The organism is Paenisporosarcina quisquiliarum (assembly GCF_043641925.1).
GTDB classification, from domain to species: Bacteria; Bacillota; Bacilli; order Bacillales_A; family Planococcaceae; genus Paenisporosarcina; species Paenisporosarcina quisquiliarum_A.
This window is the reverse complement of the sequence record NZ_JBHZRU010000014.1, coordinates 60196-86364: the sequence shown is the minus strand read 5'-3', so window position 1 is coordinate 86364 and position 26169 is coordinate 60196. Positions and strand designations below refer to the sequence as shown.

At 36.1% G+C, this 26169-nt stretch carries 24 protein-coding genes and 1 other annotated feature; of the genes, 7 read left to right on the top strand and 17 right to left on the bottom strand.

Features of this window, described 5'->3' with window-relative positions; translation table 11 throughout:
• Positions 1–497: 497 nt before the first annotated feature.
• From ACHUE4_RS11615 to ACHUE4_RS11605, 3 genes are all read right to left on the bottom strand, one after another.
• Positions 498–869, bottom strand: coding sequence for a hypothetical protein (locus ACHUE4_RS11615; RefSeq protein WP_394190182.1), 372 nt, complete (start codon positions 867–869; stop codon positions 498–500).
• A 62-nt stretch (positions 870–931) separates the two neighbouring features.
• Positions 932–1432: a DinB family protein gene (locus tag ACHUE4_RS11610; RefSeq protein WP_394190180.1), complete on the bottom strand. Its 501-nt coding sequence runs from the start codon at positions 1430–1432 to the stop codon at positions 932–934.
• A gap of 61 nt (positions 1433–1493) precedes the next feature.
• Positions 1494–2444, bottom strand: coding sequence for a hypothetical protein (locus tag ACHUE4_RS11605; RefSeq protein WP_394190178.1), 951 nt, complete (start codon positions 2442–2444; stop codon positions 1494–1496).
• Positions 2445–2598: 154 nt separating this feature from the next.
• On the opposite strand from ACHUE4_RS11605, the gene ACHUE4_RS11600 reads away from it, so the two are divergent.
• Entirely contained in the window at positions 2599–2970 is a 372-nt protein-coding gene (locus tag ACHUE4_RS11600) for a tRNA (guanine(46)-N(7))-methyltransferase TrmB (RefSeq protein WP_394190176.1), read from the top strand.
• Between the two features lie 66 nt (positions 2971–3036).
• On the opposite strand, the gene ACHUE4_RS11595 is transcribed toward ACHUE4_RS11600, so the two are convergent.
• The 4 genes from ACHUE4_RS11595 to ACHUE4_RS11580 all read right to left on the bottom strand — a co-directional run bounded on the left by ACHUE4_RS11595 (position 3037) and on the right by ACHUE4_RS11580 (position 8296).
• The gene (locus ACHUE4_RS11595) at positions 3037–5637 is read right to left on the bottom strand and encodes an MMPL family transporter (protein ID WP_394190174.1); all 2601 of its coding nucleotides are present in this window, start codon (positions 5635–5637) and stop codon (positions 3037–3039) included.
• 3 nt (positions 5638–5640) lie between these two features.
• Positions 5641–6084 (bottom strand): MarR family winged helix-turn-helix transcriptional regulator, encoded by a 444-nt coding sequence (locus ACHUE4_RS11590; RefSeq protein WP_394190172.1) that lies wholly within the window; start codon positions 6082–6084, stop codon positions 5641–5643.
• 167 nt (positions 6085–6251) lie between these two features.
• Entirely contained in the window at positions 6252–7493 is a 1242-nt protein-coding gene (locus tag ACHUE4_RS11585; protein WP_394190170.1) for a GGDEF domain-containing protein, read from the bottom strand.
• 95 nt (positions 7494–7588) lie between these two features.
• Positions 7589–8296, bottom strand: a complete 708-nt coding sequence (locus ACHUE4_RS11580; protein WP_394190168.1) for a YwaF family protein — start codon at positions 8294–8296, stop codon at positions 7589–7591.
• A gap of 257 nt (positions 8297–8553) precedes the next feature.
• Between ACHUE4_RS11580 and ACHUE4_RS11575 the strand changes: the two genes are divergently transcribed.
• Genes ACHUE4_RS11575 through ACHUE4_RS11565 form a run of 3 tightly spaced genes read left to right on the top strand, consistent with a single transcriptional unit; the run spans position 8554 to position 9842 of the window.
• A complete protein-coding gene (locus tag ACHUE4_RS11575) occupies positions 8554–8976 on the top strand; it encodes a flavoprotein (protein WP_394190166.1) in 423 nt (140 codons plus the stop codon).
• Between the two features lie 22 nt (positions 8977–8998).
• Positions 8999–9169: a hypothetical protein gene (locus tag ACHUE4_RS11570; RefSeq protein ID WP_394190164.1), complete on the top strand. Its 171-nt coding sequence runs from the start codon at positions 8999–9001 to the stop codon at positions 9167–9169.
• A gap of 19 nt (positions 9170–9188) precedes the next feature.
• A complete protein-coding gene (locus ACHUE4_RS11565; protein ID WP_394190162.1) occupies positions 9189–9842 on the top strand; it encodes an HAD hydrolase-like protein in 654 nt (217 codons plus the stop codon).
• Positions 9843–9969: 127 nt separating this feature from the next.
• On the opposite strand, the gene ACHUE4_RS11560 is transcribed toward ACHUE4_RS11565, so the two are convergent.
• The 8 genes from ACHUE4_RS11560 to ACHUE4_RS11525 form a co-directional block, all read right to left on the bottom strand.
• Positions 9970–10521, bottom strand: a complete 552-nt coding sequence (locus ACHUE4_RS11560; RefSeq protein WP_394190160.1) for a DUF488 domain-containing protein — start codon at positions 10519–10521, stop codon at positions 9970–9972.
• 293 nt (positions 10522–10814) lie between these two features.
• Complete coding sequence (locus tag ACHUE4_RS11555; protein ID WP_394190158.1) at positions 10815–11744, bottom strand: DUF4349 domain-containing protein; 930 nt, start codon at positions 11742–11744, stop codon at positions 10815–10817.
• A 267-nt stretch (positions 11745–12011) separates the two neighbouring features.
• Entirely contained in the window at positions 12012–12803 is a 792-nt protein-coding gene (locus ACHUE4_RS11550; RefSeq protein ID WP_394190156.1) for a GNAT family N-acetyltransferase, read from the bottom strand.
• 161 nt (positions 12804–12964) lie between these two features.
• Positions 12965–14632 (bottom strand): arginine--tRNA ligase, encoded by a 1668-nt coding sequence (argS, locus tag ACHUE4_RS11545; RefSeq protein WP_394190154.1) that lies wholly within the window; start codon positions 14630–14632, stop codon positions 12965–12967.
• Between the two features lie 45 nt (positions 14633–14677).
• Positions 14678–14870: a binding site (T-box leader), on the bottom strand.
• A 354-nt stretch (positions 14871–15224) separates the two neighbouring features.
• Positions 15225–15647 (bottom strand): RDD family protein, encoded by a 423-nt coding sequence (locus ACHUE4_RS11540; protein ID WP_394190152.1) that lies wholly within the window; start codon positions 15645–15647, stop codon positions 15225–15227.
• Between the two features lie 50 nt (positions 15648–15697).
• The gene (locus ACHUE4_RS11535) at positions 15698–15967 is read right to left on the bottom strand and encodes a hypothetical protein (protein WP_394190150.1); all 270 of its coding nucleotides are present in this window, start codon (positions 15965–15967) and stop codon (positions 15698–15700) included.
• Positions 15968–15990: 23 nt separating this feature from the next.
• On the bottom strand, positions 15991–16254 hold the full coding sequence (locus ACHUE4_RS11530) for a hypothetical protein (RefSeq protein ID WP_394190148.1): 264 nt from the start codon (positions 16252–16254) through the stop codon (positions 15991–15993).
• Between the two features lie 12 nt (positions 16255–16266).
• Positions 16267–16671: a GNAT family N-acetyltransferase gene (locus ACHUE4_RS11525; protein WP_394190146.1), complete on the bottom strand. Its 405-nt coding sequence runs from the start codon at positions 16669–16671 to the stop codon at positions 16267–16269.
• A gap of 317 nt (positions 16672–16988) precedes the next feature.
• On the opposite strand from ACHUE4_RS11525, the gene dcm reads away from it, so the two are divergent.
• The 3 genes from dcm (at position 16989) to ACHUE4_RS11510 (ending at position 20373) form a co-directional block, all read left to right on the top strand.
• Positions 16989–18248, top strand: a complete 1260-nt coding sequence (gene dcm, locus ACHUE4_RS11520) for a DNA (cytosine-5-)-methyltransferase (protein WP_394190144.1) — start codon at positions 16989–16991, stop codon at positions 18246–18248.
• 76 nt (positions 18249–18324) lie between these two features.
• Positions 18325–19698: a Sau3AI family type II restriction endonuclease gene (locus tag ACHUE4_RS11515; protein ID WP_394190142.1), complete on the top strand. Its 1374-nt coding sequence runs from the start codon at positions 18325–18327 to the stop codon at positions 19696–19698.
• A gap of 24 nt (positions 19699–19722) precedes the next feature.
• Positions 19723–20373 (top strand): BglII/BstYI family type II restriction endonuclease, encoded by a 651-nt coding sequence (locus tag ACHUE4_RS11510; protein ID WP_394190140.1) that lies wholly within the window; start codon positions 19723–19725, stop codon positions 20371–20373.
• Between the two features lie 429 nt (positions 20374–20802).
• On the opposite strand, the gene drmB is transcribed toward ACHUE4_RS11510, so the two are convergent.
• On the bottom strand, positions 20803–22662 hold the full coding sequence (gene drmB, locus ACHUE4_RS11505; RefSeq protein WP_394190138.1) for a DrmB family protein: 1860 nt from the start codon (positions 22660–22662) through the stop codon (positions 20803–20805).
• Positions 22659–26168, bottom strand: coding sequence for a helicase-related protein (locus ACHUE4_RS11500; protein WP_394190136.1), 3510 nt, complete (start codon positions 26166–26168; stop codon positions 22659–22661). Before ACHUE4_RS11500 ends, drmB begins: the two co-directional genes overlap by 4 nt.
• Position 26169 lies beyond the last annotated feature (1 nt).

The window sequence follows — 26169 nt, the reverse complement described above, 5'->3', positions numbered from 1 at the left end:
TCTTTTTTCAGAAGTTGATTCAGACTCTTAACAAAAGAGTGGTAAACAATAACTTGAAGTTCTGCGAATAGCAAAAAAATGTTGCTGTCTATTTCTTTCGCTTTCTTCGGACGAAACACCAGCCTCCTCGGCTCAGCTGGCTTTTGAGGTCTTGCGTATTTCGTTTATCCACAGGAGTCTTCAGGAATAGCCAAACAATTACCTACTAAAGTAGTTTGCAGAGTTATTAAGTGATTAGAACTGATTATCTAATGTGAATAAAAAAGTTATGTCTTTAGAGATTACATGTTACATGAACACAATTAACCAGATGTTGCTTTTGGACCCAATAAATCAAATGCTGCAATTGATTGGAATGGAGGTGGCGACTCCAGCGGAATTAGCAAGAACTGAAGACCCTGGACTGAGCATCGCGAGGGAAGCGGCTGAAGTCTTGCCCGCGGAAAGCGTCCACAGTAATGGAAATCACTACTTACAATTTTTGCACCGTCCTTCTTTCACCAACTTCCAAAACCACTATCTGTTGGGTCACTTCTGCCAATTTCGTAGTGACGCCAGTTCCATTCTCGTTGTGACATGTACTTAGGCTTGGTGCTCCTTTGCTTAGGGTTTACTTTCTTTCTTGTCGATAATAACAATGTAGGTACAACAATACCTAACACGATTCCACCTAACCCAAACCCAGTAGTTGAGTAATTTGAGCCGTGCAAGATTAGAATTGATAGGGTTAGTATAATCGCCTCTAATAGCAGGAATTTCATCACTTCAAAGCTAAAACCTAATTGAGTTAGGAGATACGCTACTTTTAGATTACCTGCTATGAATAATAAGGCTAATATGACGAAAAAGGTAAGCGCTACGTAATACATCTTTCATCCTCCTGACCCTTATTTAGTTCATTCCAAGATAAGCCGTATGTTATCCGCCATTTTTATTCTGGAACATCTCCACCGTACATCTTCCACTCTTCACGTGAAGGCCCATACATGCCAACCATGGCTAAACCTACTTGACGCATTAAAACAGTCAATTGACCTCGATGGTGAATTTGGTGTTTCACTAATACATCTAATGTTTTTGCGCTCGACCACATTTCACCATACATGTCATGTTCTTTGGATAAATCTGCATCTGACCATTGTTCGCGCATGGCAGTGGATAAATTTTCGCTCGCTCTCTCATATTCCTCTGCTATTTCTTTTGCAGATGATGGCATTTTGGCGTTATGATGCGGCGCATCGAATTCAAGTCCTACTCGCGACATCATTTCATGTACCGAAACTACAATATGCCAAGCTAAAAACCCTAATTTGCGTTCTTCTTCAGCAACTCGTGTGGGTAAAGACTCGTCTGTTAACAAGTCTAATAATTTTTGTGTGGCTGAACTTTCATATGACCAATCTCCCAAAAACTCTTCAATTGTGTGATACATACTTTCCCTCCTTAAGATATCTCTTCATGTATCTTTCGAGGGTTCTTCTCAAATTCCTGCATTACGCTTCAATCATTTCTTTTCTTTTACTTTCTACTTCGGTTAATTCCGATTGTAATAACCGCTTCTTTTCATCTAAAGAATGCAATACAGTCGAAACGTCTCTGCTTGTATTTTCTAAGTTCCCTTGCGATTTTTTGATCCGTGAATGAATGGTCCACTCACTAAAAATATCATCGAAGAAATAATCAGCGACTTGGATAAAACTCCCTCGTTCCACGGTAAATGCACTTGCTTCTAACGCTTGCACATCCTTCATTTCTCTTTGGAAGCGTTGAAGTGCCATCTGCGCTCGGTGAATGGTGTCTTCAGATTCATCAATGGCATTATGCTTCATTGCGGTAACGATCATCCCGCCCCCTAAAAACGTATCCCATGTTGAAAAACTTTTGGCTGATGCGAGTTGATCAATCGCACTCGTCAATAAAGATTTCGCAGTAGTTCCTGCACTTTGCGCCTCATCTATTTCTTTTAACATCGTTTTGATTTCTGTTTTTCTTGTATATAAACTTTCGATAACAGCATAGTTTTCAGGTGAGTTTTCATTTAACCATTGTTTTTTCTCATCCATCAGTTGTTGCCATCGAGGTTGTAACTTTCTAAAGCTTTCATCGGCTAACTCAATCCGAACATTTCGTTCTTCTTGTTCTAGATCTTCAACCATCTTCACTGCTTCGTTCCATTTCAGTTCAACCGCTGCTGCTTCAGCCTTCTCTTGGTCCCGAATTTCATCTAAAGTACCTCTCCAATTTCGAACCATATTGGTGAATGAAAACCCCTCTAACTTCTCCACATCCAGTTGTTCTTTTGTTAATTGTCTTTCCAGTTCATTTCGCTTCGTTGAATAATCGAGAATTTCTTGTTTTAATGATTCCATTTTACGAACCAAGCGTTTTTCTTCATTCATTAACAGTTGCAATTCTGACTGTTTTTGTTGATACGTCTCCCACATGTCCATCACTCCTTGCTAAATATACGATTAAATAAAGAAAGAAGTTTCATTCTTTTAATATTTTGGGAATACATTGAAATGTTGGAACTTTTCATCTAGTTGAAGAGTCTAATGAGTAAGTATTGAAATCGGAAGAGTTAAGGTGGTTTATTCAATGAAAAAGTGGATCGCAGCAATCCTAGTTATAGGAGTAATTAGTACTTATATGGCACTTTCAACGAAATTTCACTATCCTGAACTGCCATTTTCGAATAAAACCAAATATGAAGTAGCGAACCTAGCCACCACTTCTACTTTACCGCTTTCTAAAATTACTCAAGAAGACGGATATATATGGTTTGTTACAGATGATTCGGAAGACATTGCCGAAGAATCTCTGAAAAAGCGACTACAAAAAAACGGCTGGGAGTTTGTTGAGAAAGATGGATCTGGTTACTTTTTTGAGAGAAACGGCGAAAGAGTAGTGATTGAAAGCGAGAAATGGACAAGCAATTATCTTCTTTTCCAATTACCTATTGGCCTTTAATACATTCATACAACAAAAGACGATTCGACGTTAAAGTTTCTTAACATCGAATCGTCTTTTTAATAATTATTTTTTCTTTTTCATGTCAAATGGCCACCAAACTCCGCGGTCAAATGAAACTGTCATGGCTGGGATTAATAATGGCAAAACAATTAATCCGTACAGCAGGAGTCCAATCACGACAATTGATGCGATTTGCATCAGACTAAGAACACCTGATGGTAACATTGCGCCAAACGTACCGGCTAATATAATTGCGGCTGTGATAATAACTGTACCCATCTTCGCCATAGAAATACGCATCGCTTCACGCACGGTCAATCCACTCTCTGCTTCTTCACGGAAACGATCGAGCAAGAAGATTGAATAGTCGACACCAAGTGCGATCAACATCACAAATCCAAAGAACGGAACAGCCCAACTAATACCGTCAAACCCTAGAATATTTTCGAAAATAAGTTCAGCGATCGCAATGGACGTGAAATACGTTAACAACAATGAACCAATCATGAACAATGGCATGATCATCGAACGGAACAATATCGCCAATACAACAAACAAGCTAATTAACATAATAACCACAGTGCTTGTGAAATCACTGGATGAAATATCAGCTAAATCACTGTTAATACTCGCAATCCCACTAAACGCAATATCAGTATCTTCTAGTGGCGTCCCTTTCACTTCCGCTTCAGTTGCATCCTTAATACGTTGAACCGTTTCAATCGCGTCCGGTGAATAGGGATCGTCAGATAGAATAACTTCCATCTTTAAGCCAGTACCTTCAGCAAACGTATATCTCTCCAAGACTTTTGCAAAGTCTTCATTTTCAAGTGTACCTTCAGGAATGAACAACCCTGTATCGCGAACAGCTTTACTTTCGCTCATAGCTGTCATCATATCGCTAACTTCTGTTAGACCCTTAATGATTTCTGATAGTCCTTCATTTGAAGCCGCAAGCCCTTCCGTTACTTGAGTTAGCCCTTCACTTCCAGAACCTGCACTAGCTATACCTTGTTGAATTTGTCCCAGTTGTTGACTTATCGCCGTTAGTGCACCGACTGTTTGTTGGACATTCCCTGATTGTTGTAGACCTTGTGTAGTTAAACCTAACTGTTCATTTAATTGTCCAAGCCCTGCAGCCACTTCATCTAACCCACCGCTATTACCTGCTCCAGCTAATCCTGATTGGATTTGATCTAGACCAGCACCGATTTCTGTTAAACCATCACGAGCTTCAGATAATCCATCAGCCATAAGTCCAAGCTGACGATCTACATACAAGTCTTCGAGAATTTCACCCGTTGGTCGAGTAACAGCACGTATTTTATCAACACCTTCAATTTGTTCATAACGTTGACTTAGTCGCTCGACATAAGGAATCATTTCTTCATTCGCCAACGTCTCGTCAGATTGAATGATGACTTGAACTGGCAATGAATCGCCTTTTCCAAATCCATCTTCAATAGCACGTAACCCTTGAACGGATTCGTAATCGTCACCAATTTCGTCTACTGTATTAAACGATAACGAGTTATCGTATGTTAATAACAATGGCACTGTGATTGCCGCTACAACTAACATCGAGAGCACAGGGCGATTCACAGAAAGCTTACTCATCCACATCCATAATGCACTATCTCGATGAGATGCTGACTTCTTAGATGGCCAAAATAGTTTTTCTTTTAACAACACCATACTGATTGGCACGATGGTGAATAAAACCAGCATCAACACAGCGATCCCAACTGCTACAGCTACAGCCGACTTAAAGATTGGGAATTCTGCAAAGCCTATCGCGAAGAATCCTATAAAGACAGCCAACCCTGAAATCAACAGTGTGCGACCAGCAGTTTTGTACGTATTAACAATCGCATCTTCAACCGCGTGTCCTGCAGAAAGCTCTTCTTTATATCTACTTAATAGCAGGATACAGTAGTCTGTTCCGATTCCGAATAAAATCGCCACTAAGAAAATTTGCGTGTAGTTCGATACAGGAAAACCAAACCATTCGATGAAAAACGCCACAAATGATTGGCTTAACAAATACGTAATCCCCACTGCTACTAATGGAACTAACGGTGTAATAACCGAACGGAATACCGCCAACAATAACCCAAAGATTAAAACGACCGTAATAATTTCAGTACGTTTTAATCCTTCTTGTGCACTTTCGTTTACATCGTTATTGATAATCGCTTCACCTGTTACATACGCCTTCATATCAGAAGGAATAATGGACGTTCGAATATCGTCAGCCACTTCGTTTACTTTCTCATCAGACCCTTGAACTGTAATTGGAATTAAGACAGTCTGTTGGTCTTCTGAAACTAATTGCTTTTCGATTTCTTCGCTTTCCACAGGATTTAAAACACTCGTAACTACATCCCCAAGTGCTTCAATTTCCGTAGACATCGCACTCAACTGTTCACGGACGTCATCCGATAACTTTTCTTCTAACTCGATAACAACCGAAATCGTTTGATCACTTTCGCCTGCATCAGCAAGCATCTTAGCAGCCATTTGAGACGAGGCATCGTCTGACAATTGGAATGAACCTGCTTCTTCGGCTTGATTTGTTAAATTGGGTGCTAATAAAAACAACAGAACCGTCATTGCGATAACACCGATTAAAATCGGCCATTTCAGTTTTAAAATTGCGCGCATCTCTTATACCCCATCCATTTTCAATATTTCTTTAAGCTTTCTAAACGTCACGAGAAATTGTTCGATTTCTAAGTCTTTAACATGATCTGATAATAAAGAGCCTATATATTCATCTAGCACTTGTTTGGATTGTTCCACAACATCTTGGCCTTTATCTGTTAGCTCAATTAACTTCTCACGCCTATCCCCCGATGGCATAATAACAACCAATTCTTTTTCCACCAACTTTTTTAGGCGACTGGAAATAGCACTTTTGTGTACCCCTTGGAGTAAAGCTAAGCGACCAGCTGTCATCGACTCTTCTTTACTAATCAACTTCAGGACCTGCATTTGCTCAGGCGAATACTCTTTCCAAAGTGGATTATCCACACTTTTCAACACTCGTTCTGTCCCATAAATCAGAACCTCTTCGAACAATTCAGTTGCTTCTTGAATACGCTTATCCAATATAGTTTACCCCCTCAACCATTAAAATTAGTTTAGGGGGTAAACTTTTGAAAGTCAATAAAGGATGTGGTGACAAAACGGTGAATGGTGTCTCTTTTTTCTGAAACCCAAATTTTATACGTACAAAAAAACCTCCTCAAAAGAAATTGAGAAGGTTCATTTTATGTTCATTTATATGTTTCTAGTCCATTTTTCACTACTAGTCGATTACGTCCTCGACCTTTTGCTTCTAATAGAAGCTGATCGGCATAAATATAAGCTCGCTCCATTGGCAGTTCTTCCACCATGGCATTGTAGTAAAGTCCACATGAAACCGTATAGGAAATCTGTGTCATTTCACCATTAAACTCAACTTCAGCTGGTTGCTCACTTACTTGTGTACGCAACCCTTCTAAGCATTCAATACACTCTTCATAGGTGCGATCACGTAGGAAAAGGGTGAATTCCTCCCCACCACTTCTGAAAACTTGATCGTTTTTTCTAACTCTCGATTTGAGCATTTTAGCAAAATGCTGAATGACCAAATCACCCACTGCATGATTGTAGTTATCGTTTATACGTTTAAATTTATCAATATCAATAACAACAATACCTAGCACTTCATTGCTACCATTGATTTCACTCATCTGCTTGTCCATCATGGCACGATTTGCTAAACCTGTCATGAAATCGGTGTACGCCATTTCCTTGAAGTAGTCACGCTCAATTTCATTTTGTCTATTTTCTTGTTTGGAAAGGAACGATTTGCTGACAACATAATTTAAACTAAGTAACACAATGAGCATTTCCCATTGATTTTCCATCACAAAATAATACAAAAGACCATTTGTTAAAGCATTTTTAACAACGATATCTAACATACTTCTTCTCTTTAAAAATGAACTAACTTCATTCCACGAATGAATATTACCACTTAAATACAGGGAAAAAAGAAGAAACGAATTTGCAAAAACCATAATGACCAGCGCTGCCAGAAGGAATAAAATTGAATAACCAAATGGAACGTTTTCAAAAAACGGATATAGAGACATAAAGAATATATATGCGATTGTATTATAAATTACGAAAGTTCCGATATTAAAGAACGTATCTGTAAATTCATCGGCATCAGCTGTTTTGGTAATTTTACGTTGGAAATAAACAGAGAAGCGATAAAAAATTTCAAATATCAAAAGACCAAAAGGGCCAGCAAATAAGGCAAACGATTGACTATATGACATTCCATAATCATATGTAGCAGTACCGTTTCCTTGTATAACCTTATAATTGGTATACATAATCGAGAAAAATAGATAGATGCAAAAAACAGCAATATATTTAACGAGGTCTACTTCTAAAGGCGCAAAGTATAAACCGATCGCGACACTCACCACGAATAATGCAATATCAAAAATTTTGTACTTTTCCAAATCTCTTGCACCTTCTTACCTATGAATATAAAAATTATAACACATTACCAAAAAATTGAATGTAATAATTCAGAAAATATTTCCTTTTCATAATTTTACAATGAATCTTCAGTTTTATTTCTAAAAAGAATCCATAAGATGAAAAACATTAAAAAAGAAACTAGTTCTAAAGTTACAATATACCATGGATAAGGACCTAAGTAATCTAATAAACTACCATTGTCCGGTTTTCTTTGCAAAAACATATAATTACCATCCACGACAATATTCATTATAAATATAATTGGTAGCAAAACATTGAGTACAATCATCGTTTTCACAATTCCTTTAAACGTTGGTCGATACCCTTTATACCAAGTGAAATACAGTGCCGTGATGATAATTCCGACATGAGTATAAAAAAAGTGGAAGAAGCGAAAATGCGGATACCCCATATCTAAAACAGGCGTTGCGATTGCTTGGATGGCACCGCCAATTCCTGCGTAGAAAACGAACTCATACAAATGCTTATTATCTGTCCAAAGTAAAAGAATCGCAGCAATTAAACTTATACTGCAGAGTTCTAGCGGTAAGGAATGACTCCAATTCCACCTATCTGTTTGGTAAAGCCAAACGTAATAGAGTATATCCAGCGCTAACAACGTGATAGCGAAAAACCGTTCGACCGTTTTCATTTTTCCTTCTTCGATTGTTGGTTTATTCCTAAAAACAAACAGAAGAACTATCAGGAGGACTAACCCAATAATGGCAACAAAATGTGCGGATGAAAACATGGTGAATTCGAGTTCTTCATTCCAAATCATTGTCCTTCCTCCTTTTTCGTCTATCTTCTCTTATTCGATTTGTGAAGAGGGATATCCTTTTAAATCGCGGATTTTAAACTGCAATAGAGGGAAGCTTTGGTGAGAGAACGAATATTGATAGTAAAAATGAAGGATCTATTAAATGTCTAGAAGAATAGTTTAGAGAATACAAAAGTGAATTGTGGAGATTGAACGAACCAATTTTAGATTGGTTGCGTCAATGTATTAACGTATCTATTTAAAGAGGGGGATTTAAAATGGTTGATCATTTCAGAAAATTTTTGAAACACTATTTGGCTTGCTGGAGTAATTCTTCCTTAGTTGAAATGAAAGAATTGATTTCTCCAGATTATCAAGCTAGGGAAATCACAAATGGAGAAATCGTAGACTTCGGCTACACTGAATCACTAATTGGTTGGGAACAAGGTATTAACTTCATCGAAGAAAACCAGGGAGAATGGGATTTAAATGAACTTTATAGCATTCCCTTAAGGCAGGATGAATGGCTTTCCGTTATATCAGCGAGTTTAGTGATTAATGGAAAAAGATTAAATACTGCTAATTTGTTTTTCCAAACTTTTAGACGTGAACATAACACGGACTGGAAATTGATTAGAAGCTATATAGAAGCTGGAATTCCCGTTGTCAGCTTAAGTAATCTCCAACTTCAATCTAAATAATCAAATGAAAGGAGCATCCAACATGGAAACAATATTTCTATCAATTTTATATGGATTACCCTTTATTATCGTAGCCTTTCTTATTCGATGGATTCGATTCATTAAAGAAAACTCTGATCTACAAGTTGAGCAGAACAAGGAAATCATCTCTTTACTAAAAGAAATCAGAGCTAAAAATACAAATCAAATGTAATCGATTTAGGAGGATTTAGATGTCACTAGCAATAATTTTCGATATGGATGGAACCCTTTTTCAAACAAACAACATTTTAGAAATATCTCTAGAAGATACTTTTGACAATTTACGGTCTCAAAACAGATGGATTAAAGAAACGCCACTTAAAAAGTACCAAGAGATTATGGGCGTACCATTGCCTGTCGTATGGGAAACACTTTTACCTGACGCGACAAATGAATGGCGAGAAAGTGCGAATGCATTCTTCCACGAAAGATTAATCGCAAATATTAACGCGGGTAAAGGCGCATTATATCAAAACACAATAGAACTCTTTCGTTATTTAAAAAGCAATGGTCACTCCCTATTTATCGCAAGTAACGGACAAACCGAATATTTAAAGGCCATTGTTTCCTATTATGGTCTCGATCAATGGGTAACCGAAACGTTTAGCATTCAACAAATACATACACAGAATAAGACGGATCTCGTGACAGAAATCATTAATCTGCATGGCATTACAAACGGAATGGTCATTGGAGACAGACTATCCGATATACAAGCAGCCAAACAAAACAACTTGCATTCGATTGGATGTCGATTTGATTTTTCACAAGAAAAGGAACTAGCTCAAGCTGATTTCGTCATTGATGATTTGATGGAAATAAGAAATGTTCTAAAGGGTATTTAACTTTGGTAATTTTCACGTCGAGCAGCTAATGCTTGAGGAGACGGATATATTAGGCGGCTATCGATTCGAAAAAGAGCATAGTAATGTTGAGTACCTGGATTAGGTGAAGTACGAGTCATTCAAATGGTCAAACATTTTTGGGATATGTGACCGTCCCATTGTCATTGACTTGCGCAGTTGCTCCCCAAATACCTACTTCGTGATCCACGACCTCAATTTGATCATCATTCCCATCAATGATGTGTTTTACAATATGTCCATTCGCTACTAGATAGTTGCTGATAAGCAAACGGTGACAACGAGAAGGATGACGCTCCGAACAACAGTAGGCTGTTCTTTTATCAGACGCTTTCTCCAAAAGTTCATTTATTCCAATTTGAAACTCTTCGGTCAGTGTGTAATCCGCATAATTATGAAACGATTGATTGCGCCATCCTGCGTTTACCTCTTCGGCAATCTCTTTTGATTTCTTACGTCTTCCTCCTAATTTCAAAAAATGTTCATATGTAATACCCTCTTCATTAAGCCATTTAGGAAACTCATCTTTTGAAAATTGTGGCCATTTTCGACTGCCTGGAAACGCTCTTACATCTGCCAATAGCTCAATTTTGTTTTCTTTTAGCATATTTTTGAATACCTCTTGTGAATGGCTTGAATGTCCGATTGTATAAATTTCCATTCTTTTCACCTCTTTATCTACTTATATCTCTCCTTTTTCATATTCCTTTAGCATTGTTCACCTAAACATGTTTAGCCTTAATATCAATTGTGTTGTGAATACCAGGGTGTTCAACAGCTATTACTAAAGAAATTTAGAGTTTCTTAAATATCTTTTTCAGTCAATAATGACAAAAAGCACCGCTAAATATATGCGGTGCTAATTTCTTAGGTGTTCAATAGTTATTTACAGGTGCATTTGAGATTTTGTACTACGCTAGAGAACCCTTTAACCTTATTGGAGCTGCTTTATTTTCATGATTTCTTTACATGACGCAATCTTTTTCGAACAAACCAATACACACCTAATCCAATCAACGCCAAAATAAGCAACACTGGCAAGTTTCCAATAAAGAATATGATTAAAGCTGAACCAGTAGCAAGCAATGAATTGGTACTGTTCGCTAATTGTTTCTTCGTTTTCTCCCATGTATTCAGCTCTTTGCTTTCGATTTCGGGTACGACTACTTTATTTTCATACATTAATAATTCCACTGTAGAGAAGGATGTTTGATTCTCAAGATATTTCATCTTTCCAACCATCACTTCAATCTCTTCCTGTACTTTCGCTAAGTCAGCAGAAATCTTTAATAAGTCTTCTGTTTTTTGAGCCTTACTCATAAAGGAAAGTAGTCGTTCTTCAACAGCTCTCTTCGATTTAACACGTGATTGCAAATCGACATACTGTTCCGTTACATCTTGACCAGTAACATTTCGTTCAAGGACCTTAGCCGCTTGCCCTTCAGCGTCTGCTAAAAATTTCTCGAAATGCTTTTCGGGAATACGGACAACCATGTTCCCACTGCTTGTTTGATCGTCTTCTTGATAGACATTGGATTCAACAATGTATCCACCATATTGCGCTACCTTTTGTTCAATATTTGCTTGCGCTTTATCCAATTCCTTCACGTTCACACTTAAACTCGCTTGGTGAATAATCATGCGATTTGTTTCAACAACTGCCCCTTCTGTCGATACTTCAGCAGAATCGTCTGAATTACTGGTTTGAATCGAATCACTCGCCACATTTTCTGCTTCTTCTGTTGCGATTTCATTTGTACTTTCCATATCCCCCATATCTTCATCGTAGGAATTCTTTGATTCGGACATCTCATCACTCGCACTACAAGCTGACAGTACCAACATAATGGCCAAGAATAATAACCCCAACATCTTTTTCTTCATTTCGACCGCCCCCTATCTCTATATAAACTTTGACGTAGCCATAAGGAAAAATGTTACAGTTCTCAAAAAATAATTACTTGCGGTTTGGTTAATGAAAGAAGTGATTCCTCTACACAAAAAAGAAGCAGCCGAAGATACAATTTCGGCTGCCTCAAAACTTCGTATGGGATTCTCTACTTTATTGTTTCCTTGTTTAATAATATTGTTGATTTCAATAAATAATAACTGAACTGATGAATTTCCCAGAAGCTTGAATAAGGAAAAACGTTAAATAGTAATCACTCGCCACTCGCAGACTTCAGTCATTCCAATTTTTTGATATACACTTCTAGCTGCAGGATTATTATAAAATAAATATGGATATTTTCCTTCTTCCAACAACATTTGAAATAACCCTATCAACACTTCTGTTCCATATCCCTTATTTCTAAACTTTGGATTTGTAACTACACCAATAACAATGGCACTGTTTTTGTCTTCCATTATTGTCGAACAAGAGGACACCATTTCTTCATTTACCTCTAAAAACACTGTACGATCACTGGTATCTTTTAATCTCTTGTATTCAAGTCGAACATATTCCTTCTTTTCTTTAGGTAGGCTTTTTGAAAACTCATTTGTGGATAATAATAAATCATATTGCATACTAATTTCATCTTCGGTTTCAATTATTCTAATAGGCTCCATGAGCTTTCTTGAAGCAGAAATGTTTTTTACTACACCTAAATAGGACAGTGTATTTTCCTTCACATCGACATACGGAGTGAACTTTTGCATAAGGGAGCTCGGTCCACTTAACTTTGAGTAAGTTAATTCTTTTAGTAAATTTTTATAAATACTAATGTCTCTATCTGACTTTGAGAAATAAGTAATATTATTAAAATTATTCACTAATATAGAAACTAATTGATTATCCTGATATTCTCCAAATACTTTAAAATCACCTTGATAATTATTTTTAATTAATCCATCAATCAAGAAATAATAATATAATTTATCATCCTCAAATAATTTCATAACTTCTTCGTGATTATCATTAGATAGTTTTTTCAGTTGCACAATTCTTCCCCCATTAAAAAACCTAGTTACTCTTCACATAATAAAAAAACAACTATTTTGTAAATTTTTACAATATAAATTTATCATAGTTCTCATTCCGTGAATACAGGTAGTTTCCAACTATTATTTTTTAAGGTTATTTTTCTAAAAGAATTACCAACTTACATTTCTTGAGGTGCTTTCATTCCTAATAGTCTTAATGCTTCTGTTAACACGATCGTTACACTATGTACCAATACAAGACGATAATGACGACCTTCATCCTCAGTTAGCACTTGAACATTCCCATAGAAAGAATTGAATGACTGCGCTAAATCTACAGCGAATTTTGCGATTAAAGATGGATCTAGTGAAGTAGTCGCTCTAATTACCACGTTAGGGAATTGATTGAGTAATTTAATGATTACCCACTCATAGTCATTAACACCTTTAACTTGAACATCATGTAGGTTACTATCCGCTTTTCTTAAAATGGAGTACGCTCTAGCGCAAGTATATTGTATATATGGACCCGTCTCACCTTCTGTTTGAAGCATTTTAGTTAAGTTAAACTCGATATCATGCTTCCGATGCTGTTTTAAATCACTAAAGACAATGGCACCAACTCCTATTGCTTCTGCCACTTCCATTTTATTTTTCAAGTTCGGATTCTTCTCTTCAATATTAACGCTCGCTAATTGAATGGCTTCTTTTAAGACACGCTCGAGCAAAATGATATTTCCTTTACGAGTTGAAAGCTTCTCTCCGTCTTTTAAGATCAATCCAAATGGAACATGTTGAATAGATGCTGACCAATCGTAGCCCATTTTATTAATAACCGTTTTAATCTGCTTAAAGTGTAGACTCTGTTCATTCCCCACGACGTATAGGGATTTAACGAAGTCATATGTGTGCTTTCTGTCTAATGCCGCTGTAATATCTCTTGTTGCATATAGAGTAGCGCCATCTGATTTTTTGATTAAGCAAGGCGGCATGTCATCCCCTATTTCAACGACTTGAGCACCATCAGATTCAACTAATAATTGTTTTTGAGATAACTCTTCTACAATTGGTTCCATCTTGTCGTTGTAGTAAGCTTCCCCATTTTCTGAATCGAATGAAACGCCTAGTAAATCATAAATTTTTTGGAATTCCTTTAAAGATTCCGTTCGGAACCATTCCCACAAGGCTAAGGCTTCCGTATCCCCATCCTCAAGTGATTTAAACGCTGCCCGCCCTTGATCATTTAAGGCTTTATCTGTTTCTGCTTCTTCATGAAAACGAATATAGAGTGCCAACAAAGTCTCAATTGGCGCATCCTGAACTTCCTTTTCACTCCCCCACAACCGATAGGCGACAAGCAATTTCCCGAACTGAGTTCCCCAATCACCCAAATAGTTAATTTTCACAGGTTGGTAGCCACTCTTTTCTAACAACAGAGAGATGGAATTACCAATGACTGTCGACCGTAAATGGCCCATTGAAAATGGTTTTGCGATGTTTGGTGAAGACATATCAATAGTGACAACACTACCTTGACCAATTTGTGAGGAACCATACTGATGGGATTGGTTTATGATCGTTTCCAAGATGTGTTGAGAAAAATAGGATTTATTCATAAAGAAATTCACATAGCCATTGACTGCTTTGGCCGTTTGAACGCGAGGATCACTAATACGTTGAGCGATGTCTTCTGCAATCAATACAGGAGATTTTTTTAATACCTTTGCGAGCGAGAAGCAAGGAAATGCATAATCTCCTAAATGAGTATAAGTCGGCTCTTCAATCATATTTTCATCAACCAGTTCCGGAACAATGCCTAGCAATATTTCTAAAATGTCTTGCTTCATCAGAAAACCTCCTAAAATAAATAAAAAAAGCCCTCGTCTCATTAAACATGAGACGAAAGCTTAACTTCCGCGGTACCACTCAAATTGCCAAATATATGGCCACTTTCTCCATAACGGGGAGTTCCGGCTACTAAAAGCATCTCCAAAGTGCGGTTCACAACTCTTTTACACCGGGCTTCCACCATCCCCCGCTCGCTTTTGTATCCGATGTCGCTACTCTCTTTTTCCTAGATATTGTTATTGAATTTAACAAACCCCAAATTAATTGTCAACATTTTCTAATCGTTTTTTAGTGTTTATTAATGAAGGCTAGAAACGCTAGCACAAAGCAAAGTCCACCTTATCCATAAAAGACCATCGAAACTTTGCGATTCATGTTCATTTTATAGCCATAAACCGCGAAGAAGAGAGCCGCTGCCAATTTAGATATACCTTCATATCGTGAGTTACCAGAGAACGCCGAGCTACTAAAAATAACTGTTGTAAGCAACGTGATCAAAATGAGGACCTTAAACCATAAAGGTTCTAATTGGAACAACTTAAACATGCTTTTTATTCTAAAAGTTAGATTTCGCAATATGTCAGATTTCATTTATTCATACTCGGCATCTGGCATGTTATGTGTGACATAAGTTCCCGCAATGAAATCATGGATTGCTCTCTTGTCTTCTCTCATAGCAACCATAAAAGCACTTACAATAATTCCAATACCCAACGTCAAAGCATATACGAGACCAGAAACGATTGTTCTCATGAACATCGTTCCAAACCCCAATTTGTCCCCATTTACCTTCGCAATACGGATTTGCATCATTCGTTTCCCTATCGTATAACCATTCCAAACAGCTGGTAACACCAACGAATAGACCAAATTCACAGGAACCGAAATCACGTCATCGTCAAATTTCCCTGTTATAAAATACGCCAGTATAGCAATTGGCAGACCAACAATAAGAGCATCTAAGATACCTGCAAAAAAACGTTCCCAAAACCCAGCAAGATTTGTGATAGTCAATCCCCCTAAAGTATACTCACTCTATAGACACAGCATGCAAAACTCTGTTTCTACAAACCAATAATTGCGAATGAAATCACGATGAAAATGAAAATACCCAAAAGAAAAATCCGATCAAAAGTTTTGCTTGATTCTCTTCGGAAAAAAGGAATTACCTCGATCACTTTAGCTAACCCTCCAGCCACTAGTCCTGTTAAAAGTGCACTAACAAGCCAATGCATTTCATAAACAGAGTCAATATAAAGAACAAAAACGATTGCAAGTGCAATACATAGCGCAATGAATGGTGGTCTCAAATCTCTATTTTCTTCCGCTAACATTGTTCTAGGACCTCCAATACTCATTAACGACGTGCAGCACGCAACCTACGGAATTGAGCAATTTCTTTAAATAAAAACTGCCAAAATGCAAACGAAGCGATCAGTAAGAACGCTAACTTCCAACCTTGTCGCCAATCATTGAAATACACATAATAACTCATGGCCGCATACACAAACGTGTAAAAAACAATCCCCCATAAAAGCGACTCGCGTTTCACATAAAACTTAATTGCAAATAGAAGTACAGAAACCCCTAGTAACACCCACTTTAATGTATCGAACTCCATATATTTCGCCCCTTACAATCCCGACTGCTTTGTAAAATTTCTTTTTATCATTCCATTGGATGACTGCATACCAAATTTCTCATAATAAGCCTGCAACTCTAAGTCACACATTAAGTCAATCATATAAATATCCTTCAGCGTGGCAAACATTCTCTGTACCAATTGTTGTCCGATTCCTTTACCATGATGAGATGGTAAAACTTCTAAAAATGGGATGTACGCTGATAAAACGCCGTCACTTATAGCTGTAATATATCCTACGATTTGATTCGAATTTTCTTCAATTGCTAATACGATATGTGAACTATTGTTCAATAACTTTAAATGAACTTCAGGAGAAGGTGGATTTGGCCAATTCACAAAAAAACCGTTTAACTGATTAACATTTATACCCTTAGTAGATGTTGTGTAAATCACTTTCAGAACCCTCCATTTGCTCTTTTAATCGGGGTATTTCTGTATGAATCAATTGTAAAGTAACATTAAAGTACACCTCTAACTGTTTAATTGATATTTCTACAAAAACTTACATTTGGATATTATTAATTAAAGAATATCAGAACCCCCGTATATATTGTAGGAAAATTCTGATTTTGTGTTATAAATTTCCAAAATTAAATTTATAGAGCATGTCTTTTGAATTTCTAATAAAATACTTAAATTTGTGACGTTTTGATCTTGATCTTTTTATTAAAATGTTGTATAATAAAGAAAAAGCGAAAGGGTGTTCGTATATGCAAGATTCTAAATTAAAAGTAATTGAATTATTTGCTGGTGTCGGTGGCTTTCGTTTAGGTCTCGAGAAAGCGAACCCCGATTTATTTGAAGTAGTATGGGGGAACCAATGGGAACCTTCTCGAAAAGCTCAGGATGCTTTCGATTGCTATAAACACAACTTTAAAGATGGAATACATTCGAATGAAGATATAACTACCGTTTCAAATGACGCATTTGCAGATTTAGAACCAAATTTAGTAGTGGGTGGCTTTCCATGCCAAGACTATTCAGTAGCTCGAAGCCTTTCTGGTGAAAAAGGGCTCCAAGGGAAAAAAGGCGTTCTTTTTTGGGAAATTAAACGCGTTATCGAGAGTACAAACCCAAAGTATGTATTATTAGAAAATGTTGACAGACTTTTAAAATCTCCTTCATCTCAACGGGGGCGTGATTTTGCAGTTATGTTAGCTACATTTAGGGATTTGGATTATACAGTTGAGTGGCGTGTTATTAATGCTGCAGATTACGGATTTGCTCAAAGAAGAAGACGTGTTTTTATATTTGCTTACAAAAATGGAATATCATTTGGACAAGCTCAAAGTAATTTTTCTGAGGATCAAATTGTTTATAATGAAGGCTTCTTTGCCAAGCCATTCCCAGTTGAGTTTGAGCCATATAAAAATCGAATTAGTTCAGTAACACTTCCTGATGATATTGTATCAATATCTGAAACATTCTCTTTCGGATTCCATACTGCGGGATATATGAAAGATGGATATGTATTTACTACACAAGTAATTCCAAAAGAAGAAAAAGCCATCACTTTAAGAGAGATTTTGATTAATGAAGATGATGTTGATGAGAAATTCTATTTGTCTGAGGCTACGAGTGAAAAGTTTGCATACCTTCGAGGTCCAAAGAAAATTGAACGAAAAACGGCAGATGGACATGTTTACCAGTTTTCTGAAGGTGGTATGTCCCCTACTGATGATTTAGACAAACCTGGTAGAACTATGCTAACTAGTGAAGGTTCAACCAATCGAAGTACGCATATAGTTGAAGTAAATGGTAGAAAACGTTTCCTAACACCTTTGGAATGTGAAAGATTAAATGGATTTGATGATAATTGGACAAACACCATGTCTGATCGTATGCGCTATTTCTGTATGGGAAATGCTTTAGTTGTTGGCCTAATTGAAAGAATGGGCCATCGGATTGAAGAAATAGAAAGAACAAATAAGGTCTCCGAAATTCAATTAGAATTAGTACTTCAAAGCTGATACTCATGTATCGGCTTTTTTCTTTATATGGTAAAATCTTGATAATAACAAATTAATTGTTCTAGGAGGTCCATTCATGATTTATGAAACAGAAGAAATACTTCTGTACAAAGCAAAAGAAGCTGAAGGAAAAACATTTGGAGAAATAGATCAGAGTGGGAGAATTACCAATCCTAAGGCAAAAGGACAACTTGGACAAATTATCGAAGAAAGCTTTTTCGGCTATGAAATAAATTCTAAGTCAGAGGCAGACTTCTTGGAATTAGGAATTGAATTAAAAGTCACTCCACTAAAATTAAATAAAAACGGTTCCATTTCTGCTAAAGAACGATTGGTATTAAACATCATAAATTATCAAAATGAAATCTTAAACACATTTGATACATCTAGTTTTTGGAAGAAGAATCAAAAAATACTTCTTATGTTCTATCAATGGATTCCAGATGTACATCGATCACAATATCAAGTTCTTAAAAGTCATCTCTTAACTTATAGTGAAGAGGATTTACAAATTATAAAAACCGATTGGGAGTTTATAACCAATAAAATCAAGTCTGGAAAAGCCCATGAACTTTCTGAAGCAGACACCATTTACTTAGCTGCGTGTACTAAAGGAAAAAACAAAGAATCCCTTAGAACACAACCTTATAACACATTACCAGCGATGCAAAGGGCATACAGTTTAAAAGCAAGTTACATGACGGGCGTGGCAAGAAAGATACTTTCGAATAAAGATATGGTTTCCATAACAAATAGCCAAGAATTAAAGACTCGAACGCTCGAAGAAATTCTAAACGACAGATTTACCCCTTATATCGGAAAAACTCTTTCGCAAATTGCATTTGAAAATGGAATCACAATTAATAGTTCAAAAAGTTTTGTTCCCGAATTCATAAGTGCTTTATTAGGTATAAAAGGAACTAAACTGGATGATATTGAAGAATTCTCAAAGGCCAACATACAATTTAAAACGATACGCCTTGAACCTAATGGCATCCCACGAGAACATATGTCCTTTAAAAATATAGACTTCAATGCATGGTCTAATGAAGATTGGGAAGATAGTTGGCTAAATAATTATTTTGAGCAGACTAAGTTCTTGTTTATTATTTTTGAATTCAAAGAAACTGAACGTCAAAATAAAAATCGGGAATTATTTTTCAAAGGAATTCAACTATGGAATATGCCAATTAGTCAAATTGATACACACTTGAAAGAATTCTATCTAACTGTTCAACTGCAAATTAATGATGGAATCCAAATCGACATAATCGCAAGAGGAAATACTGTTGTAGCTAGAAATAATTTACCTTCGCCAGGGTTTAATGGTATCTGCCATATTAGACCAAAAGGTAGAAACGGACAGGACAAAACACTTTTACCTGATGGGCAAATGATAGCTAAACAAGCATTTTGGTTGGATAAGGAATATGTTGTTTCGTTGTTATAATTTAATCGATACGGGGGTTAAGCTTTGGAATTCCAAATATATTCTCACAGAAATGCATTAACAATACTTGAAAACGACCCAGAGTATTTTGAAGCATGGAATGAAATTAAAGAAGTACTAAATAATTTGTCTGATTCTCGACTTATAGAGTGTTTCATTACACACTTTTCGCAAACAAAAACAAAAAGCATTTCAAAGACAATTAACAAATTATTAAAAGAAGATTTTAATGATAGAGGATGGACTACAGAAAGTGCAATATTCCAAGAAAGTACATATCAAAGTACAAGTTATTGGAGATTGGATATGGCAAAGATGCCAATATCTATTGAAGTAGCATTTAATCATGCATCTGCTATAGCTTGGAATTTATTAAAACCTGTATTAGCAAGCGAACTAAACCATGTTGAAAAAGCTATTCAGACCAAAATGGGGATTATTATTTGTGCAACACAAGGCTTAAAATCTGCAGGCAATTTTGATAATGCTATAGGCACTTATGAAAAGTTTTTATTACATCTTCGTCCCATGATGAATCAATTAAGTGTACCATTATTAATAATCGGGCTTGAAGCTCCAAAGACATTTGTAATATCAGAGAAAAAAATAGGGTCTAATAAGATTGGTGAAATCCTTATGAATGATGATGTTGAAAATTTGACCAGTATTATTTGATAAATTTCATAAAGTCTCAATACAAATTACAGTCGCGGAATTGCAAATTATGACCTCTTTAGTTTTGCTAAAGAGGTTTTTTGGTACTTCGAGTTATGTTATTAGCACGACGTCGACAAAGTCATCGGGTGGTGGTTGGTAAATTATCTATCTCATTATGTAGTAACATGACCTTTTAAACCTTTAAATTACATGGACAAAATTGATAAAATTTCTCTATATCTTTTTTCCATCAACATTTCCTTTTCTTTTTTCACTAGATAAATCAATAATGAACCAAATGTTTATCTTTAAAATTTATAAATTATAAAACAACTAATCTCACTGGATATCACCCCAATAAGATTAGTTTTATTAATTATTTTGATTTCCCGAGTCGTTTCCCTATAGTAACGTTTTAGGATATTTCCCACTGTTTTTCTATCAATTTTAGAATATAGATTTGAAAAACCCGACATTCGGATTACTAATCAAATTTCTATCTAGATACATATTGCCGACTTCACATGATGTTTCTGGTAAATGGACACAGTTATAGCATGCTGCACCATTTACCCCTTGGATTCCTTGTCCTTGGGATTCAGCAAGTTCGGTACAAACTGGATCGGAACTACACCATTGCGCACTCATTATGGAATTGTCGATTAATTTAAAGAATTTGTCTTTCCTTCCTAGACGGACGAGCCCCCCGAAAGTACCTTCAATATCACCCGCAGAAGTGTAAATCAATATAGATGCTTGATTAGCGTTCATATAAAGACGTTCACGAATAGATGCCATATTATATCCGCTAGTATTTGAAATTTCTTCAATTATTAAGTGAGCCAATGTATGCATCATGATATTTCTTGGTGATTCAATAATTTCAGGCATTATATGTTCCATATTATTAATACGTTCCTTATATTTTTCGAAATATGTTTTTACAGCTTCCTCTTGTTCCCATTGAGCTATTTTCTCTAAATCAAATTGAATAAAGATTCCTTCTCCGTAAACTGTATAAGCTGGGAGCCATTTTTGATTATTAGCTACTTCCTTATGGTACATGAGGTCAAATGACGAAGTATAAGAATATTTGCCATTTTCATCTGTTCTACTTAATCGTTTAAAACCAGATAGGGCAGTCGTTTCTCTTAGTTGTGTCACACGATTAACACGATTGAAAAATGGTTGATAAATACTTGCCGATTGTTTGCTATCATTGTCTGTCTTTGTCCATTCTACTTGAACCTTCAAATATTCTTCTGCACATTCGTCCTGAAGTTTTTCATATTCTTTATTGCGTAATAACAAAGGTGACCCTACTTCAATTGTATTACCTTCTTCAACGACACCTTTCTCTAAATAGAGAACCGCTTTTTCATAATCTTCACGAGAAACGTTAATTTGTGTACTTAAAGCACTATATAAAATATTTACTTTTCCTTCAAACGTATCGGCTGCTTCTAATGCTCCTAAAACTGCAATATTTCTTTGAAGCGTTTCCAATAAGCGATCTACATCCTGATTTTTCTCACCCGGTAAGGAGATTACGCTTATTTTTTGTGGCATATAAACATTGATAGAGTTACGTAAAATTGCCACAGGATTTTCGTTGCATTCTTCAAATTCATCTCCGCACCAGGCTTTATGCCCTTTACATTTAAAGTCTTTATTCATAGAATTTAGCTTTTCGGAGAGAACGGTTCCACCAGGTTTTTCAGAATTATTCGAAGTAATACCTTTTAAACTTCTACCGGCACCACATAAGCATGTTATTTTCCAAGAATCTAGAGTTGCCCCACCTACTGTAATGAGCTTCATTCTTCCTTTACATATCGTTTGGTCACTATGATGTACCCATTCACGCCAGGGGAAATCTGAGATATGTCCACTAGAGCAAATAATTATGAATGGTACTTGCTTGTAGTATCGATGATTTTCACACTCAGAACAGTAATTTCTTGCTGATTCAATTGTGTAATTCAATTCATGCATAGTGTGACAAAATGGACAATAATGCCATTTAGGGAACCGTAATAGCGGAATTGTAATTTTAGCATTCGCTACATCTGGTCCCACATCTCTATAGTCAGGTGGTAAGTATAATTTGTTGACTCCTAAAAATCCTTTAAGACGAGGTTCAAATATTTCGAATTCAGCCTTAGAGTCTATATCGTTTCCTCTAGAATCTTGAAGCCAATAGTCTAATGCACCAACAATAGCAGTTTCCCCTTCCGGACTAACGATTAAAGAACCTGGACCGTTTGAGCCAACTAATTGACTACGCCGTAATTGTAGTCTTCTCATATATTAAAAAGCCCCCAATCTTTAGGTGTTTTCGGAACTAATGTTTTTGAAGTAACATTTAACGAAATTTCTCCCTTACTTTCAGCATCAACACTTCGTAGAGTATTAATGACTCCAATAGATTTCGGCGAATTATTTTTAGCGATAGGATCTCCGCTTTTATACATTAATCCTTGTACTCCATTACCAATATCCCAAGAGTTGAAATCCCCACTTAATATCTTTTGGCAAATGGCTTCATATGTATCTATGAACACATTTGCTTGTTCTTTATCTACTAGTATTAAACGTTTCATTAAACCCTGCCTAAAATGTGTAAATTCTTCTGAGTCTTCAACTTCTGCAAATGCTTCAGAATTTGGAGTTTTAGCTAGTAAATCCGAAAATCTCTGACGAACATAACCGATTATAACAGCACTAAGACCACGTTCAAGGCTTGCATCAGAAAATGGTGTTACGCTTGTTGTTTCTACTTGTGCATACAGTCTTTGATGATACTCATTAAAATGCTCGAAATGAGATTTATCTCGAGAATTCCGATTAGAGTAGAGTGTGAATATTACACCTGGACGTTCATCAGTTCTACGCCCTACTCGACCAGATACTTGAATATATTGGGCTGTTGTTTTTGGCTGACCTACTATTGCCATCACTGACAGTCTATCGATATCTACACCTACCTCAATAATATTAGAAGCAAGACAAACATCTAGTGGTTTATTTTTAGCTTTCACATCAAATTCTTTTTTCAAGTCATCAATTGTTTTTGAAATTTCGTGACTTTGTAAGCGAGAAGTTAATTCTAAAGGCTCTTTTATAAAGCGCTGTTGTTCATAGTTTTCTCGTTTTTTTATAGAATTAATGTAAGTCGGAATATCCATGTTACAAAGGTTAATTCCTGCACCTAAATCTCTTAAACTATTATAAAAAGCAAGTAATGTCCAATAAGGATCACATTCATCTTGTGGTAAGAGGAAGGCCTCTTGCAAAATAGCAGAGAATGTTTGAACTTCAGCCATCATTAACCCTACGTTTGATGTAAATACTCCTACATATTTACGTCCGGGCATTGGACGCATAGTGTCTTTATCAAGAGCAATTTTTGCAAAAAAAGAATCATCTATGTTTAAACCAGGACTAGGAAATAGATTTGCCTTTTCACGCGCAAATAAACATCGTGCCTGTTCATCAAATTCTTTAATCGTAGCCGTTGCTGAGATAATTTTCGGTCTAATATATTTACCGTTTACTTTTTTAGTGCAAAGTTCTTCAATTAAACCTTCAAAGAGACCAGCTAAAGTGCCGAGTGGTCCAGAAATTAAATGAAGTTCATCTTGAATAATTAAGTTAGGTGGAGTGTAAAGCTGCTCTCCATTTTTTCCGATTCCAAATAGTGATCGCGCCTGCGGATTCCAGGTGAGTTGGACAAATTTATCTATTGTTCCAATTAAGAAGGTTGGACGCTTCTCGTAAATCGTTTCATCTACAAAATAGACTGGTATTTCATCGTGAAAATGACAGTCTACATCTGGACAGTAAGTAACAAGTTTATTTTCTACATTTGTATATCCATGAATTGAAGTATTTTTTTTGCCCTTTTGATTTTTTGCTTTGATTTTTCCAATCGTACTGCCACACCAAGGACACCGATTTAATATAAATGTTTCTTGTCGTACACCATTATTCATCTCACGTAGTTGAGCAAGTGCATTTTTATGATTGTTTGGAGATGTTGTACCACCAACCCACATGCCAATTGAAAAAGGCATTAATCCAAGTGGAACATCTTCTTTGGATCGTAAATACTCCATTGCACAAATTAAGCGAGATGAACGCTGGAACTGATCTGCTGTTAATAAACGTAATGTATAGCGCATCATAATATCGACACCTGCATCACTTGGTGAAGTTATTCGACGATAAAACATTTGAAAAGCAGCAACTGCCAAATAGGCTTCTGTTTTACCACCACCAGTAGGGAACCATATAAGATCAACAACTTCTCTCTCAATCGATTCATTGTTTACTATGGAGTCTATTGACATAAGGAAAAACGCAATTTGGAATGGACGCCAGCTATTTTGACTCTCTAAGAGCTGTGGTAATAATTTTACCGTTTCTGAATACCCAATGTCGTAATGTAATTCGAGATTTTCTGTTTCAGGTACCCGCTCCTTTTTCCCGTTTACTTGTTGTAAGAGTATTGCTTTATTAGCAAGAATAAAAGTCGTTCGTACTGTTTCATCTTGTAAATGTAGTAATCCTCGTCGCATTCGATGTAAACTTTCTTTAGCAAGGTTCATATTGTGTTGAGCTGCAGGTTGTAGAACAGCAGGAAGTCCAGTAATTTCTTGTTCGCAATCTTTAATCCATTGTTCGTATCCATTTAGTAAAGGTTCTAATATCTTTGACAGGCTTTCATAGTTTTTACAGTTCGCTAAGTCAATCATTTTTATTTTCAATTGCGTATGCTTACCATCTTTTATAATCGTGACATCTGGTGTCATACTTGTTGTTTCATATGTTGGAACGAAGGTTGTCTTAATTTCAGTGATTTCTTCAGAAAATTGATCCCAAGTCGTAGAACAACCATGTCCAAAAGCATAGTTAATTTTATTTCGATATAGAAGTTCATCATTCGTCTCATCAGGTGTCATAGGTAACATACGTTGATAATGTTTTGGATAATTTAAAAATAAGCTATTCAAAACTTGAGCAGTAATTTCTGATTGGAAAACAATTGCTTCGTCAGCTTGTCCTTTTCTTTTCATTGTGGAAGTTCGATTAGTGATTGTTATTGTAATCAGTTTTGAATTTTCTTTGATTCTACAGCGGATACTTAAAGAAATATCAAAATTCTCTATTTCTTCTTTTGATAAGTTATACATAGGAAGTGGTACATTCGTTTGAAAGTTGTCTGGAAATGATTCAAAGTCTATTGTATACTCACCAATCATTGTTTTTCGTAGCCACCATGATTTGGAATATTTCTTTTCCGCAATGGTTACTTTATGAGCCTTATAGTGCGCACCTTTAAATGAAACCTTAAGCTGCTTTGCTTCCGGCGCAATTCGGCAAGTAAAACCTAAACTAGATGGCAAAAAGTCATTTGATGATATGCTTTTTGTACCTTCTGTAGTTAAGTTTTCATTACTAATTTGCTTTAATTCTTTTGGTTTTAATTCTGGATTAATAACTACTTTTTCTACTTCATCTTCATTTGGAGAAAGACCATCGATTGAAACAATTTCCTCTTGTTTAGCCTGTACAGGATAAAGCATACCAGCTGAGTATCTCCGAGAAGGGAATTCCGTTTGTAATACCTCTTCCTTTTCTCCACAATAAGACCAATAATAATTTTCCTTGGCTTCGTCAACTGTTATGACAGTCGCTTCATTAAATTTTTTAGAATTTTCTTGTATACGACTTGGTCCTACAATTTCAATTTCTACTGCTTTAATTAGTTTTTCTCTATTTATCAGTGCATTTTCCATTTTGACTACCATA